The sequence below is a fragment of the Pedobacter jaeyakensis genome (genome assembly GCF_054461315.1).
This window is the reverse complement of sequence record NZ_CM136921.1, coordinates 1071285-1087891: the sequence shown is the minus strand read 5'-3', so window position 1 is coordinate 1087891 and position 16607 is coordinate 1071285. Positions and strand designations below refer to the sequence as shown.

General features: G+C 38.4%; 13 protein-coding genes. 1 reads left to right on the top strand and 12 read right to left on the bottom strand.

All coding sequences use genetic code 11. The features are described from left to right. Nucleotides 1-26 precede the first annotated feature (26 nt). The 11 genes from ACXZ1K_RS05075 to ACXZ1K_RS05025 form a co-directional block, all read right to left on the bottom strand. Nucleotides 27-1004, bottom strand: a complete 978-nt coding sequence (locus ACXZ1K_RS05075; protein ID WP_458972297.1) for a glycosyltransferase family 2 protein — start codon at nt 1002-1004, stop codon at nt 27-29. A gap of 44 nt (nt 1005-1048) precedes the next feature. Next, nucleotides 1049-2350, bottom strand: coding sequence for a lipopolysaccharide biosynthesis protein RfbH (rfbH, locus tag ACXZ1K_RS05070; protein WP_458972296.1), 1302 nt, complete (start codon nt 2348-2350; stop codon nt 1049-1051). A gap of 26 nt (nt 2351-2376) precedes the next feature. Further along, nucleotides 2377-4095, bottom strand: a complete 1719-nt coding sequence (locus ACXZ1K_RS05065) for a thiamine pyrophosphate-binding protein (protein WP_458972295.1) — start codon at nt 4093-4095, stop codon at nt 2377-2379. Then, nucleotides 4092-5006: an NAD-dependent epimerase/dehydratase family protein gene (locus ACXZ1K_RS05060; RefSeq protein WP_458972294.1), complete on the bottom strand. Its 915-nt coding sequence runs from the start codon at nt 5004-5006 to the stop codon at nt 4092-4094. Before ACXZ1K_RS05060 ends, ACXZ1K_RS05065 begins: the two co-directional genes overlap by 4 nt. After that, on the bottom strand, nt 4999-6096 hold the full coding sequence (gene rfbG / locus ACXZ1K_RS05055) for a CDP-glucose 4,6-dehydratase (protein WP_458972293.1): 1098 nt from the start codon (nt 6094-6096) through the stop codon (nt 4999-5001). The genes ACXZ1K_RS05060 and rfbG overlap by 8 nt, the downstream gene beginning before the upstream one ends. Further along, on the bottom strand, nt 6081-6857 hold the full coding sequence (gene rfbF, locus ACXZ1K_RS05050; RefSeq protein WP_458972292.1) for a glucose-1-phosphate cytidylyltransferase: 777 nt from the start codon (nt 6855-6857) through the stop codon (nt 6081-6083). The genes rfbG and rfbF overlap by 16 nt, the downstream gene beginning before the upstream one ends. A gap of 5 nt (nt 6858-6862) precedes the next feature. After that, nucleotides 6863-7897: an FAD-binding oxidoreductase gene (locus ACXZ1K_RS05045; protein ID WP_458972291.1), complete on the bottom strand. Its 1035-nt coding sequence runs from the start codon at nt 7895-7897 to the stop codon at nt 6863-6865. Next, nucleotides 7894-8994: a lipopolysaccharide biosynthesis protein gene (locus ACXZ1K_RS05040; protein ID WP_458972290.1), complete on the bottom strand. Its 1101-nt coding sequence runs from the start codon at nt 8992-8994 to the stop codon at nt 7894-7896. The genes ACXZ1K_RS05045 and ACXZ1K_RS05040 overlap by 4 nt, the downstream gene beginning before the upstream one ends. Nucleotides 8995-9004: 10 nt before the next feature. Then, complete coding sequence (locus ACXZ1K_RS05035; RefSeq protein ID WP_458972289.1) at nt 9005-11476, bottom strand: SLBB domain-containing protein; 2472 nt, start codon at nt 11474-11476, stop codon at nt 9005-9007. 46 nt (nt 11477-11522) lie between these two features. After that, entirely contained in the window at nt 11523-12659 is a 1137-nt protein-coding gene (gene gmd, locus ACXZ1K_RS05030; RefSeq protein WP_458972288.1) for a GDP-mannose 4,6-dehydratase, read from the bottom strand. Nucleotides 12660-12733: 74 nt separating this feature from the next. Next, nucleotides 12734-13426: a hypothetical protein gene (locus tag ACXZ1K_RS05025; protein ID WP_458972287.1), complete on the bottom strand. Its 693-nt coding sequence runs from the start codon at nt 13424-13426 to the stop codon at nt 12734-12736. Between the two features lie 628 nt (nt 13427-14054). Here ACXZ1K_RS05025 and ACXZ1K_RS05020 point away from each other — a divergent pair. Then, nucleotides 14055-15830 (top strand): aminopeptidase P family protein, encoded by a 1776-nt coding sequence (locus tag ACXZ1K_RS05020; protein WP_458972286.1) that lies wholly within the window; start codon nt 14055-14057, stop codon nt 15828-15830. Here ACXZ1K_RS05020 and ACXZ1K_RS05015 read toward each other — a convergent pair. Then, nucleotides 15823-16605 carry an SDR family oxidoreductase gene (locus ACXZ1K_RS05015; protein ID WP_458972285.1) on the bottom strand — a complete coding sequence of 261 codons (783 nt, stop codon included), beginning with the start codon at nt 16603-16605 and terminating at the stop codon, nt 15823-15825. The two genes, ACXZ1K_RS05020 and ACXZ1K_RS05015, sit on opposite strands and share 8 nt — an antisense overlap. Nucleotides 16606-16607 lie beyond the last annotated feature (2 nt).

Sequence of the window (16607 nt, the reverse complement as noted above, 5' to 3'; positions counted from 1 at the left end):
ATAAATATTCCCTTATCTGTAATTCTCTATTTAAATTTCCTTTTTAATGCTATCGCGACAGGTTTTAAAACCAGTAAAGGATAACCGAATATAAACAGCATAGGAAGATGCAAAACCCAAAAAGATAGACGGTCTTTAAAGAAAAATTTCATCAGTCGTGCTATTTTTATTCTTTCAAAAAAATTAAATGGCGCCAGCAATATAATATCCTTTAAATTTCCATTGAAACGATCATCCACAAAGCACTGAAATGTTTCGGACTTATAATCCAACTGCAACATTTTAGAAATCACTTTTAAATGGATCAGCCCCAACTTAAGCTGGTTTCCATTATTACTCCAACGGGCATTTCCTACTCTAACTGTGATCATCTTTTTAGAAAATGCATAAGCTTTAGCATTAATTGCTATTACTTCTAGTAGCGCACTAATATGGATCCACTGATTTCCCATATAGGAATCTAGATTTACAGAAAGCCAATCCATTCTTCTAATGATAATAGATGAAATAGCAGATGTTCTCCATTTACTCCATTTAAAGAAATCGTCCTTATCTTGAAATTGTTGGTCAGATTCCATTAGATTAGCGGCCAATTCTGTGTTGGTAGATATATTTAAGAATCCAACATTCAATAATAAAAAACCATAACCCTCATCTCTCCTTATCACCTTTAAAATTTCATCAATTGTATGATTTTCCAGATAGTCATCGTCTCCCAATATCTCCACATATCTGCCTGTAGCCATTTTAAAAAGATTATCCACATTCCTATCAAAACCAACATTAACTTCATTTTTATGATATCTTACTATGTTGGGATAAGCGGTAACAAATTTATTTACCAACAGCTCCGTTTGATCCGTAGAGGCATTGTCAGATATAAGGATTTCAATATCTGAAGAATTACTCTCGTTAAGTTGTGTTAACACACTTTCTATTGCTTGGATCAAATATGCTTCGCCATTAAATGTTGGAATGCCAACAGTTAATAAAGTACTTTTCATTAGCTAATTTAAAAGGTGATTATTATAACTACGCCGCTCATACATTAGGATAAATATTCCCTAATTACCTTAGCTATGTAATCATAATGATCATTGTTTAATCCAGGCCAAACGCCCAACCAGAAGGATTGGTTCATAATCGTATCTGTATTTTTTAAATCCCCGATTACACGATGCTCAATATTTGCATATGCAGGTTGGCGCAATAAATTACCACCGAACAACAACCTAGTTCCTATCTTTTTCTCTTCCAAATGCTGAACTAACATATGTCTGTCGCTAGAATCACCTTCCCTCAAGGTAAGTAAAAATCCAAACCATGAAGGATCTGAATTAGGGGTCGGTTCAGGCAGAATAAAAACTTCTTCAAATTCTTTCATCCTGGAATATAATGCTGCGTAATTCTCTCTTCTTCTCTGTACGAATTGATCGATCTTGCCGATTTGCGAAACTCCGAACGCAGCTTGCATATCTGTAACTTTTAAATTAAAACCAATATGAGAATATGTATATTTATGATCATAACCGTATGGTAAGCTACCCAATTTCTGTTCAAATCTACATCCACAGGTATTGTCTTTTCCCGGTTCACAGTAACAATCACGACCCCAATCCCTAAAACTCTCAGCCAACTTCGACAGTTCAGGATTATTGATCAATACAGCTCCACCTTCACCCATGGTAATATGATGAGCCGGATAAAAAGAAAAAGTGGAAATATCTCCGAAAGTACCTGTTTTTTTTCCTTTATAAGTTGCGCCCAAAGAGTCGCAATCATCCTCGACAACCCAAAGATTGTATTTTTTTGCAACGCGCATAACTTCGTCCAAGTCAAACGGATTTCCCAAAGAATGCGCAACCATAATCGCTTTTGTTTTTGGCGACACAGCCTTTTCTATATCTTCTGATAAGATATTATGTGTTGCAATATCAACGTCAACAAAAACAGGGATTGCTCCAAACTGAATTAAAGGATTTATCGTCGTAGGAAAACCTGCAGCTACAGTAATTACTTCATCGCCCGGCTTAATCGCGCGATCTCCGAGTTTTGGTGACGTTAATGCATAAAAAGCTACTAAGTTTGCAGATGAACCAGAATTGACGAGCAAAGCTTTATGAGCACCAAAGTATTGTGCGAAATCATATTCAAATTTGTTTGCAAATCTACCGGCGGTTAACCATCCATCCAACGCTGCATCTACCCCTAACAAAATATCCTCTTCATCTAACACTTTTCCTGTAACAGGAATATAATTTTGTCCAGGAATGATCACTTGAGAGGTTTTTCGTTTTGCAATTTCTCTTAAAGCATTTTCAAGAGCTGAGTCTGTTATGTTTTGTAGCATATATTGTGTATATAAATCGTAAATAATTAAGTTCCTTCCATTTCTATTGGTTTAGCAAAAGGTTCCATTTCTGTAATGGGCTTGCCAAACGCAATTTTAGGATAGGTATTCGTATGGGGATCTATCATGACCTGGAGCAATTGTGGCTTAGCGATATTTTCATCACTCCATAACCAAGATGCGCCCGCTTCCATCTCTTTTGGATCCGTAATAGTCATTGCATCAATTCCATAAGCAAGTGCAATTTTCGCAAAATCAGGCGCACTATAACCCCAATATGTAGATTGATATCTGGATTCAAAATAGCTGTCTTGGAATTGTCGTATCATACCCAAGGTATTGTTGTTGAGTACTAAAATCTTTATTTTCAAGTCATTTCTAACAATAGTCTGCAATTCCTGTATGTTAATTTGCATGCACCCATCGCCAATAATTACAACGACTGGTTGGTTATCCAAGGCAATACATGCGCCAATTCCCGCTGGTAACGAAAAGCCCATTGCGCCCATTCCTCCGGACGTCAGGAAATGCTGCCCCTTTTTGAGCTCTAATGATTGTGCCGCCCACATCTGGTGACTGCCAACATCAGCCAGGTAGGCTTTTGCAGCTCCTCCCATTTGCGAGATCACATGCATAAATTCATTTGGATTAATTCCCGTCGGTGTTAACTCTTTTACATCGGGCCACAATGCTTTTAACTCGTTAATCCTGCTTAACCATTCCGTTTGGACTCCAAAAGACTCTCCATTGAGTTGAGTAGAAAACTCTACAAAGAAATTCGAGAGGTTTGCAACTATGGCCTTGCAGCCAAATACCCGATTATTTATTTCCCCCATTTCGCAATCAATGTGGTAAATCTTTCGGTTCTCAATGAATTTCGTATCTGCACCAGTTTGCCGAATATCTAACCTACTTCCCAACACGATCAAGAGATCACATTCCCCAAAGGCAATGTTAGCCCATCGATTACCATAACTTCCAATAAAACCAACACGAAGCTCGTCGCTATAGGTAATTGCATCTAAGCCAAGTAACGTGGTAATTACCGGAACATTCGTTTGAGTTACAAAAAGGTCAAACTGTTCCTGAGTATTCGCTGCCTTTATGCCTCTACCTGCTAAGATTAAAGGCCTTTTTGCCTCTTTAATCTCTGAAATTAAATCAATTAATAGGCTTGACTCGATAGGGTTATGTATCTGCTTTTTAATTGTTCTATTTACGGGCTCTATTTGGGCACGTTGAACATCCATGGGAATATCTATTAACACCGGTCCTGGTCTACCTTCAACTGCAATTAGGAATGCTTTCTCGAAAACATCTTCAAGATCGTTAGGATCATTTACCAAAAAGCAGGCTTTAGTAATTGGCTTTGCCATTGCCACAATATCAGTCTCTTGAAAACCGAGTTGACGAATGTCTCGATCACCCTTTTGCTCATGCCTATTAACTTGTCCAGTAATGAAAATAGCCGGGGTTGAATCAAAATAGCAACTGCCAATTCCAGTTAGCAAATTCGTAGCTCCTGGACCACTTGTTGCTAAAGCAACGCCTGGCAAATAGGTAACTCTAGCATATCCTTCGGCGGCAAACGCTGCTGCCTGTTCATGGTGCATCGTGATAATCTTAATATCAGTAGTTTGATTAAGAGAGTCTAAAATATGTGTAATCATGCCACCAGACAATTCGAAAACACTTTCGATTCCTTTTTTTTGTAAGAAATCTGCAATAAAATCTGATGCTTTCATTTGACGTTATTCTTTTGATAGAAATTTAAAGTTTTTTGTAAAGCTACATTAAAGTCAGTGAACTTTATAGGCCCTATTTGTTTCGTAATTTTAGATATATCGCCTTCAATGTGCATTGACTGGTTGTCCCGGTAAGGTATTTTGCCAAATTTTAATTGAAATTTTGGATTAACCTGATGCCTTATCATTTCTAATAATGCTCTTAAAGATTGAACTTCGTTAGACGATACGTTATATACTCCTGAAATCATTTCATTTTTCAAGACCTTTTGAAGGATTTCTGCAAAATCCTTTACATAGAGGTAAGCGTATTTTTGAGCACCTTCTGTCAAATCCATTTCGGAACTGTTGAGCATTGCCTTTACAACTGAAGGAATTAACCAGTTGTCATTCTCCTTTTCTCCAAATAGAGAAAAAAGTCTTAACCAGACCCAGTTTATATGGTTTAATTGACAGAAAGATTTTAAAAGTTCCAATGAAGCCAACTTGACTGATCCGTAAGCATTAAGCGCAGAAACAGCCCGTTCTTCAGCTACTTTCCCATTTATATTACCATACTCAGCTTGTGAACCAAGAAATACAAATTTATCTACATTAAGTGCTTTGGCGATCTCAAGCAGCTCGACCAAAAAGGGTAGGTTTTTAACTTGTGTTTCCCAATTATCTCTATCTTTCGCTTCGACACCGATCCACGCACTATGAATAATAATATTTGGAGATTTTTCTATAATGGAGTTCTTCCAAGATCCATCAATATCTACCCAATCTATTTGTTCTTCAAATTCTTGGCACCTCCATATATCAGATTCAGACCGTTTTAAGCCGATAATTCGAAAATTGCTTTGTATTAAGGACTCTGCAATATGCGAACCTAAAAAACCTGTAATTCCGGTGACTAGAACCTTAAGCATCTAAGAAGTCTTTAATTTGCTTTTCAGTAAATTGGTTAATCGTATCCTTATTCTCATAAAAGGCTCTATACCAATCCATAGTCATCTGAACCGCTGTATTTGCATTCAATCTTGGTTTCCATTTTAATTCATTAATCGCTTTACTAATATCCAACTTCAGCAACCCAGCTTCATGTGGTTGATCGGCGTTACTTTCTATTCTAAATTCACCGCTTCCCCAGCATTCTATCGCTAGCTTAAGCATGTCTAGAACAGGTAATGCATCCGTTATGTAAGGACCGAAATTGTATGCATGACTGTACTTTAACGCATTATCTTCCAATTTAGCACCTAAAATTAAATAAGCTACGACAGGTTCCAATACATGCTGCCAGGGTCTAATTGAATTCGGATTTCTAATACTTATTTTTTTTCCATCACATAAAGCTTTTGCAATATCTGGAATTAACCTGTCTTTCGACCAATCTCCTCCACCAATTACATTTCCTGCTCGTCCAACAGCGATTGCCTTCTGGTGGGTATTGTAAGTTGATATATTGAAGAAGGAACTTCTATAGGAATCTATTACCAGCTCCGCGCACGCTTTGCTTGCACTATATGGATCATAACCGCCTAGACGATCATTTTCACGATAAGGATAATCCCACTCGTTGTTGTGATAGACTTTGTCTGTCGTAATTAAAACGATAGCACACTTTTTATCTAACAAACGAACAGCGTCCAATAAATTTGCTGTACCTATTGCATTTACTTCGAAAGTCTCGGAGGGAATTTCATAGGATAGCCTAACGAGTGGTTGGGCGGCCAAATGAAAAATAAAATCGGGCTGAAAATCTACAACTGCTTCTTTAAGCGCATTTCGATTTCGTAAATCTGCAATCACAGAATCGCATAACTGATCTCCACTTATTTTAAAATATAAATCATCTAAGGTCTGCGGTTCTAAGGCATATCCTTTAATATCGGCACCTAGCAGGTGAAGAGTTTTTAATAACCATGCGCCTTTAAATCCAGTGTGCCCAGTGACTAAGACCTTTTTGCCCTTATATATTTCTTTGAGATAACTAAACATGTTTACCAAATTTTCCATTTAGCCTGGCCAGTACTCCATAGCTGTTCTAACTCCATTCTATCTCTTAAAGCATCCATTGGTTTCCAAAACCCAGCATGTTTATAGGCAGAAAGCTGCCCGGCTTCGGCAATCTCTTTCAATGGCTTGTTTTCCCACTGAATTTCATCCATTTCGCCTTCCAAATATTTGAAAATGCCCGGTTCTAAAACAAAGAAACCACCATTAATCCACATACCGTCTCCTTGTGGCTTTTCCACAAAATGCTGAACAACCCCTGAATCATTCATCTCAATATTACCAAATCGACCAGGCGTTTGGATACTTGTTAAAGTGGCGAGATTTCCATGGCTTTTATGGAAGTTAACGAGATCATCGATATTGATATCAGCTACGCCATCTCCATAAGTAAGCATAAAAGTCTCATCAGCTACATATTTTTGGATTTTCTTTATTCGACCCGCCGTATTTGTAGTTAGACCGGTATCTACCAATGTCACTTTAAATGCTTCTGAATTTGAAAAATGTACATCAACTGTATTTTTACCAACATCTATGGATACATCAGAGTTATACAAGTAATAGTTTAGAAAGTATTCCTTGATACTTTGCGCCTTATATCCAAGACACAATACGAAATCATTGTAGCCATAGGCCTCATAAATCTTCATGATGTGCCACAAAATTGGCTTTCCACCAATTTCCACCATAGGCTTTGGTCGGGCTTCCGTTTCCTCCATTAACCTTGTACCTAAACCTCCAGCTAGTATTACTACTTTCATATTTTTTAAATTTCAATTAACACATTATTATTTAATGGATATGAACAGCATAATAGATATTCATTCTTAACTAAATCACTTCTTTCCTCGCTTAAGCCGATCATCTTAGCCATTCCAGATATCAACATCCCTTTGCATGTACTACAATTACCAGTTTGACAAGAATATGGCAACTCAATATCTGCGTCTAATGCAGCCTCCAAAATGCTTTTTCCTTTTATTACTTCTAATTGATATGTCTGCTCCTGAAATCTTAACTGCATTTTTTGGGTAAAGACGTTATCAAAGTCTTTTGGATCTTTTATTAATTCAAAGTCTTCAGAAAAAATATGATTCGGATTTATATTTCTTATTGCTAAAGCCTTTTTTACAGATTCTTTCAGTCCAGTAGGCCCGCAAATGTAATGGGCACTCATTGCTAGGTCATGATCCTGTTCTAAAATAGAGAGAGCTTTTGTCTGATCAATCCTACCTTGTATTATATTGGGATTGTCGTCATCAACAACTAATATTGTATAAAAATGTTTAACGTAAAATGAATGCTGGTATTGCTTTTGCAGTTCTTGAATTTGTTGTAAAAAAATAGTAGATTCATGGCTACGATTTCCATAAATCAAATGAACTTTTACAGTCGGTTCAGTAAATAGAATATATTTTGTTATAGAAATTAAAGGTGTAATTCCACTTCCTACGCCCCATAAATATATGCTATTAAATCCTTTATCTTCTTTATAAACAAAGTCTCCCATTGGGGGCATTACTTGTATGATATCACCTTCAGCTACTATATCACATATATGGTTAGATATTATGCCATTTACAACCCGTTTAACCGTTATTTCTAATAATTCATCTACACCAGGGCATGAGGAAAAGGAATATGGCCTAATGTAACGCCTTTCATTTACTCTAAATATTAGAGTAAGATATTGACCTGCAAGATATTTTATTTTTTTTAGTCCTGGTTGCTTAAAACATAACGTAACAACATCATCCGTTTCCTTTCTTTTTTCAACAACCTTTAACGTATAAGTGTTCATTGTTCGGCAATTATGTCCTTAAAAACCTTTCTCATTAATAGCATAAAAATAGCTAAAAATCCGGCTGATAATGCACCTAAGATTATTGCTTTAGATTTGCTTATTCTATTAACTTCTAAAGGATAAACAGGCTTATCTATTATCTGGATCAACGGGGTCTCCTTTAGCAAAGTCATTTTTATCATTTCTAAATTTTGAAGCAAAGATCCCAAAACTGCTTTATTAGTTTCAACAGAAAATTGGGAACGTTGCATGGGAGCGCTCCGTTGAACTTGCCTTGTGGGATTTAAATTTGGCGTTGCATCTGCTACTGCAGCTACATTATATATAGCTCCATTCATAACTGTACGGACAGAATCCGTCTTTCTTTGCAGAATAGTAATATTCTCTAAAGACTTTTTAGTTTTAGTTTGAACATAAAAGTCATTCACATTTTTTACAATTTGTTCGTTAAAAGTTTTAGCAAAAAATTCGTCTTCTGAACTCACTTCAGCTTTTATAATGCTTAACTTTTTATCGGGTTTTGCCACCTTAAGATATGAGCTGTTGATGCTTTCTACTATTTTTCCTAACACACTATCTTGCAATCTTGAACAATGATTGCTGCTTTTTTCTTTTCCAATATTCAGGAATGACATATTTTTTAATTCAGGACTTTTTGACCATTCTTTCTTAAGCCCATTAAAATCAATGTATCTATCTACCAACAATTCGGCTTTACCTTTATAGTTGATCTCTGTTAACAATGCTTTTTCAATCATAGCGCGTGACTTATATAATTCCAGGATATTATCACCTTGAAAAATGCCACCACCATCATTGCTTAAATCAATTCCTGCAATAGAAGCCAACCCAGCTATCGAGGACAAACTTCCTCCATTGCCTCCCCCATCGTCTAAGACAAAACTAGTTGCAGCAACATAGACCGGCCTTTTACTCCAGGCATAAGCAAATCCAGTTATTCCACCAAGAAGGCAAAAAAAGAATATAAATATCCATTTAGTTTTTAGATAGATAATAAAGTAATTTGCTTTGCTAATAAGTTCTTTTAGTGAAATCTCCTCACTGTTAACAATTACATTTGATTTATCTTCCATTTCGCTGTAATTATCTTAATAAACTAACTACAATCGCCGCCAAAGAAGCAACTGCCGTACCAATACCAATCCATCCTTGAACCGTTAGCGGCTCCTTCTCCGCTTTCTTAGGAACTAATATTTCCGCACCAGGCAATACCTTTGGATAATTATTAATAAATAAAAATTTATTTGCGGCCTGCACCGACCCATTTGCATACTTAATGTGTGCTCCTCTTTTATAGGCATTGAAAGTAAAACCGCCTGCTCCATTGATATATTGTTTAAATGTCATTCTTGGAGAATAAACAATACTGTTCGGGCTTAATACTTCTCCAGTTACTTTAACCGTTTGCAATTGCTTCGGAACACGCAAAATGTCTCCTTCCTCAACTAATAAATCAAACCTGCTGCCTGGTTTCCTTATAATACGTTCTAAGTCAATTCCTACTAAGTCAGAGGTAATTACTTTTTGACTGATTTCCGATCCTAAATTATCCTTGGCTCCGCTTTGCTGTAATCTCTTCAAATTCAATAATTTCCGTTCTTCCTCTTCTTTAGTGTCAATTGCATTTTTATTTGCGGTATTTACCGCTGCAGGCCCCGGCCTTTTCAATGATGCTCCTTCTACATATGCAGATGGCGTTAATCCTCCCGCTCGTTTTATCAAATCAGATAAGCGTTCATTCTTAGAACTGATCGTATAAATACCAGGATACAAAACTTCTCCTTCTACCTTGACCTGTCTTTGTACCTCATAACCTGTAGAGCTTCTCACTGAAACTATATCATATGGTTTCAAGATAAATGTGTCACCGATCAATTTTAAATTCTGATCAACATTTACGGTAAACAATTCTGCAGATAACGCTGATTTAGATAAGGCATCGCTGTTCCTCACTCTTCTAGATATCTCAATCCTGTTTGGCGTCGCGCCTTCTTTAAAACCTCCAGCCATCTGGATCAAGGCTTCGAGGCTCATGTTATCCCCATATTCAAAAGAACCAGGAGATCTTACCTCTCCCTGAATGCTTACTTTATATTCATCTCTCAAATCAAAAATTGAAGAAATGGTGATTTTATCTTCACGTTGCAATTTGATATCTGCTTCGGTTCCATCCAGAATTTTAGCCACATCAAATGAAATTAAGGAAGGTGAATTGTCGGCATTCAACCTATTGATATACCCCCTGTTTAAGAAGGCATCCTCAGTTAAACCGTCTGCTTTGGTAATCAAGCCCTTTAAAGTTAATCCATTATCCAGCTCAAACTGCCCCGGCCTAAATACTGCGCCCGAAATCTCTACTCGATTAGCAAAACGGTCCAATATCCGCTCCACAACATATTTATCTCCATTCAGCGGACCGTAGGCATTGAAGCTTTCTGCCGGAACATCTGTTATGCTTCTTTCTTTATTCGTGTTTTGTAATACTTTGATTTGTGCAGTATATGCCTTGTCACTAAAACCACCGGCAAACCTAATCACGTCAGCCAAGTTCTCTGTGCTTAACACCTCGAACAAAGCAGGACGTTTTACCTCACCTGTTATCTCCACCCGACTTTGATATACCGGGATGTTAACCACATCCTGATCCTGCAAACGCACATTACCTTTTTGTATGCCATTCAATAGAAAATCATACACATCGATGGTTGATACCACCTTATTGTTTCTAATAACCTGAATCTTTCTAAATGATCCATTTGAATTAGGACCGCCAGAAGCATTTAATGCGTTGAAAACTGTGGATAGTGAGGATAAGGTGTAAGAACCAGGTTTAACCACCTCTCCTAATAAGGTTACTTTTATACTTCTGATGTTTCCTAAGTTGACCGCAACATTGGTTCGTCCACTCCTCAGAGATGGATAAGTAGCAGCCAAACTGCTCTTTATCTTTGCGGTAGCTTGTTCTATCGAGAGTCCGCCGACAGCAACCGGACCAACGTATTGTAACCGGATAGTGCCATCCGGACTTACCTTCAAATTGTAATTTACATCATTATCACCGCTTAAGTCGATCAGTAACTGATCATCCGGACCAATGATATAATTTTTAGGGGTTGCCATCCTCACATTGGGCTCAAAAGAAATATTACTGTTTGAAAACAGTTCAGCTCCAAAGATTTTAGGTTTCAGGTTACCTAATACATCTACAACAACTGGTGATCTTCTTTTATTGGTATCTGCGGATGTTCTTTCAGAATTTAAATCAGCATCAACCGAAGTAGGATTTGCTGCAGATCCAGAATTGGCCCTCAATCTCGCCACCCTCGTCCTTAACTTTGCAATTTCTTCAGGCTTCATACCCTGTGCAGCAGCCATTTGCTCCAACTGTGCGTCATTATAACCCACAGACTCCGCACGTTGCATCATTTCCCTGATCTTGGCGTCCGACAATTCATCTACCTTCACATCTGCATAATTGGTTTGCGCAAAGGCTACCTGTGATAAAAGTATGGCAAAAAAGAATAGAAAGCCGGTTAATGCTTTTTTGAATTTCATATTTAGTTGTAGAGGCGTAATATTATTAAAATTTAGAAGCGTAAAGTTATTCAAAATAATTAAGTGTTTTAAAACCACCCAACTTTAAATGTTCGTCTTTTTTCATCAGGTTTAAGTCTGCCTGGATCATATCCTGAACCAATGCAGGTAAATCATATTTCGGCTCCCAACCCAATTTGGTTTTCGACTTGGTAGGATCTCCTAGTAGCAGTTCAACTTCGGTAGGTCGGAAATATTTTTCATCTACCTGAACGACAATCGTTCCAGGCTTCAAATTTTCATCATTCAATCCTAATTTAGCCACGATTTCCTCGTCCACGTCAATAATCACACCCCGCTCATGTTGATCCTTGCCGCTAAACTCAACTTCTATGCCAAGTTCGGCAAAGCTCATTTTCACAAAATCTCTTACCGTTGTAGTTACACCTGTTGCTATTACAAAGTCTTCCGCATTTTCTTGTTGCAGAATCAACCACATCGCTTCGACGTAGTCCTTCGCGTGGCCCCAATCGCGTTGCGCTGATAAATTACCCAGATATAAGCAACTTTGTAAACCTAAAGCGATCTTACAAGCTGCACGCGTGATTTTCCTGGTAACAAAAGTCTCCCCTCTTAGCGGACTTTCGTGATTGAATAAAATACCATTACATGCATAAATGCCGTAAGCCTCTCTGTAGTTCACCGTGATCCAATAGGCGTACATTTTTGCTACAGCGTATGGGGAACGCGGATAAAATGGCGTGGTCTCACTTTGCGGTACTGCCTGAACCAAGCCGTACAACTCTGAAGTGGATGCCTGATAAATTCTTGTTTTCTTTTCTAAACCCAGGATCCTGATCGCTTCCAATAGCCTTAGCGTTCCGATACCATCGGCATTGGCAGTATATTCCGGCATTTCAAAGCTCACATGTACATGGCTCATTGCTGCCAGATTATAAATCTCGTCTGGTTGCGTTTCCTGAATAATGCGGATTAAATTGGTAGAATCTGTAAGGTCGCCGAAGTGCAGTTTGAAATTGACACCTTGCTCATGCTGATCCTGATATAAGTGATCTATCCTGTCGGTATTAAATAAAGATGAGCGTCTTTTTAAACCATGTACAAAATAACCTTTCTTCAATAGGAATTCTGCCAAATAGGCTCCATCCTGTCCCGTAACACCTGTTATTAATGCAACTTTCATGTTGTAAATTAAAAATATACGGTTGCAAACATACGCAAATATTACCTTGAAATGAAGAAGAGAAACATGGGGGATTAATTACCGCCCAAATGCAGCTGGATGCCTATAGAAACTGGATTGAACAGAAACTCCGACTTATAATATTTATTAAGCGTCCGGGTGTTATTGATGTCCTGCGCAACAATGTCTTGTCGCTCATAAGAATAGAAAAAATCCATATTGGCTTCTGCAAAAAAGGACACTTGCTCCACCACATTGATCTTGAAACCAATTACCGGCGATAACACCAAGCCCGTTTTTGTAGCTTCTACATCTTGTGAGCCTGTAGCCGATGCAGCTATCGCCTTCAACGCATTTCTATTCTCCAGAGTGCCTTTAAACTGATTAGAACGATAGCCCAAATCAATCCCAAAATAAGGTTGGATCCGTGAGTAGTTGAAGTTTTTTTCAAAGCCTATTTTAATTGAATAGTCGACCGTTTTCCCATCAGCTATTTCGCAGGTTTCGCAATTGTTGTAAAAATTCTTTGATTTGTTATAGTAAGTCCCGTTTATACGATAACTGATCTGATTGTCGTTAATCTTGAACATGAAGCCATTGAACGGTGCACTTACCAAGCTGTAAGCATCGGACTCATTCAGAATCTTTGGCATTTGCATTAGGGTATAACCTCTTGCTGCGATGCTGTAATTGTAATTAGCACCCATTTGAGAAAATACGGGTATAGAAAGGACGCAGAAAACTAACGCGAGTGGAATTTTTTTCATGGTTTGTTTGGTACAGATATGTCTGAAAGCGTCATCCCTATTCAAATATAATTAATTTTAGTAAATGTAATATCGACACTCACAGCAATTAACATTCCGAAAAACGCTAGTACCTGCTTTTTTCCTTTTTCCCAATCCAAACGTACCGGTTAGTCGTACATTTCGGGCACCAATAAATGCGTATCGGTAAAAATCCTAATAAATGTTTCAGCACAAATCCACGGGGTACCTGGTAATGGAAATCCGTATTGCACTTTTTACATTTGTAATCTTGATAGCTCATTAACTTATTACAGGGTTTAGTTATATCTGGTACAAAAATATACAGAATAATTTTCTGAATCCAAGTATTCCATAAAGTTGTATGTACGGCAAAAAATACGCCACGGTTTGCTCATTGTTTTAACTTAATAAGAAAAAAGTTTTAATGAACTTATAATCAGTTTATTAAAATTAAATATCTCAACAATCAGGGGGTGTTCTTACAAATTAAAATCTGTGGAATTAACTAGATAAGAGAATATATTCCCAGTTAGTAAAATAAATATCCTCAATTCAAGTTGTCCAACAAAAACAATATGTTTCTCGATTTTTATAGCTTTGCCCTAACTACTATTACATAAAAACTATGACCTATCCCGAAAAACTAGCCGCAATCCGTCAGCAAATGACAGCTGATCATGTTTCCGCATATATTATCCCCTCTGCCGATCCGCATATTAGCGAGTACCTGCCTCATCATTATAAGTGCATACCGTTTGTGTCCGGTTTTACAGGTTCGGCGGGAACGCTGGTGATTACGCATGACTTTGCAGGGCTGTGGGCCGACTTCCGTTATTTTGAGCAGGCTGCAGAACAATTGGAGAACAGCGGCTTTGAATTGGTAAAACAGAAAGTACAACATGCACCTGAATACATCCAATGGCTTATTGATACCCTACCTGCTGGAAGCACCATAGCCAGCAATGAAAAATTATTATCTGTACTTTTAGGTGGACTGTTTACCCAACAGTTTTCTGTTAAGGGAATTAGTCTGGCCGACAAAGATTATTTAAGCCCAATCTGGGAAAACCGACCCGAGCTCCCATCTGAAAAAGGATATTTAATTGGTGATGAAGCAGCAGGGCAATCTGTAAGCAGTAAACTAGCCCAAATACGGGAAGCGCTATCTAAATCTGGTGCAAATATGCAGTTGGTGTCCTCTTTGGACGACATGGCATGGATTTTTAATATCCGTGGAAAGGACGTGAGTTACAATCCCGTGGTGCTGAGCTTTGCTTTGATCGACCAGGATCATGCAAAAGTTTTTGTTGATTCCGGTAAGCTGAGCAATACGGAAAAAGAAACCTTGCTGAAAAGTGGCGTTGAAGTATTTCCTTATGAAGAAATAGAACCTGCCCTTCAGAATATCCATAAAAACAGCACCATCCTTATTGATCCTAAACGCAATTGCTTTGCCTATTTAAAATTGCTGCCACCCACCGTTAGGGTGATTAGGGAAACCAATCCGTCTACCAATTTAAAGGCGATTAAAAATGGAACAGAGCTACGTAATACACGTTTAGCGATGTTAAAGGACGGTGTGGCACTTACACATTTCCTAAAATGGCTTTCAGAAAATATTGGAAAGATTACCATTACGGAATTATCTGCAGCAGCAGAACTGAGAAAATTCAGGGCGGCACAAGAGGGATTTGTCGGTGATAGTTTTAATACCATCAGCGCTTATCAGGCGCATGGTGCATTACCGCATTACGGACCAACGGAAGAGAGTGACGTGGAAATTAAGTCGGAAGGTTTGTTCCTCTTAGATTCTGGCGGACAGTATTTATACGGTACCACAGATATTACTCGGACAATCCCCATGGGCAGCAATACAGAAGAAGAAAGCACAGATTATACCCTAGTGCTAAAAGGGATGATTGATGGTTGTAAAACCCGCTTCCCTAAAGGCACTTGTGGCTATCAGATAGATGCGATAACCCGCAGACCGCTTTGGGACTATGCATTAAATTATGGCCATGGTACCGGGCATGGTGTAGGATACTTTCTAAATGTGCATGAAGGTCCGCAGGTTTTCAACCCAACAGCGACTCCTGTAGCTATTGAATTGGGCATGGTGACCTCGATAGAACCTGGCTTATACCGCCCGGGTAAGCATGGAATCAGGATAGAAAACCTGGTGAATACCATACCAGATGTGACCAACGAATTTAACGAGTTCTATGCATTTGAATGTTTAACCATCGCTCCCATCAACACAAAGATAGTCAAGAAGGAATTACTTGAAGCCGTACAGATCAAATGGCTGAACGACTACAACGCAATGGTTTTAGAGAAATTGAGTCCGCTTTTAAACCCTGATGAAATAAGCTGGCTAAAAGAAGAAACGAGGGCTATTTAATAGCCCTGTCCAAGTGTACATAACCACCATCTACATAGACCAGTTGACCGGTGGTGTGACTGGACACTTCTGATAATAAAAAGACTGCTGCATTGGCAATTTCTTCTGCGGTAGTCATCCTTTTACCCAATGGAATTTTAGAAACAATATCTGCCAATTTCTCTTCTGAGTTTGGAATAGAGTTGATCCAGGTTTGGTATAATGGTGTAAAACACTCGGCTACAATTACCGCGTTTACGCGGATTCCTTGCGGTAACAATTCCAATGCCCATTCTCTGGTTAACGCATTTCTGGCACCGTTTGATGCCGCATAGGCAGAGGTTCCACCCTGACCGGTGTCGGCTACTTTTGAGCCAATGTTAACAATCGATCCCTTTGATTCAATGAGATAGGGCAGTGCTTTTTGTGCCATTAGGTAATAGTGGATCACATTTTTATGTAAACTAGCCACAAAACCTTCGTAAGTTCCGTTTTGTAGCCCAACGCCGTCGTTAACGCCGGCATTGTTTACCAAGCCGTCTATCCTTCCAAATTCAGCTACTACGGCTGCTGTTGCTTTTTCTGCGGCTGTTGGATCGGATAGTTCTGCAACGACCTGGAAACATTTCGCTCCCGTCGCCTTAATTTTATCCACTGTCTTTTGGTTATCTGCTTCATTTCTGCCCACAATTACCGGTATTGCGCCTTCTTGTGCCAATACGGCAACAATACCTTCTCCAATACCTTTTGCACCGCCTGTTACGATGACTACTTTATCTTTCAGTTGCAAATCCATCG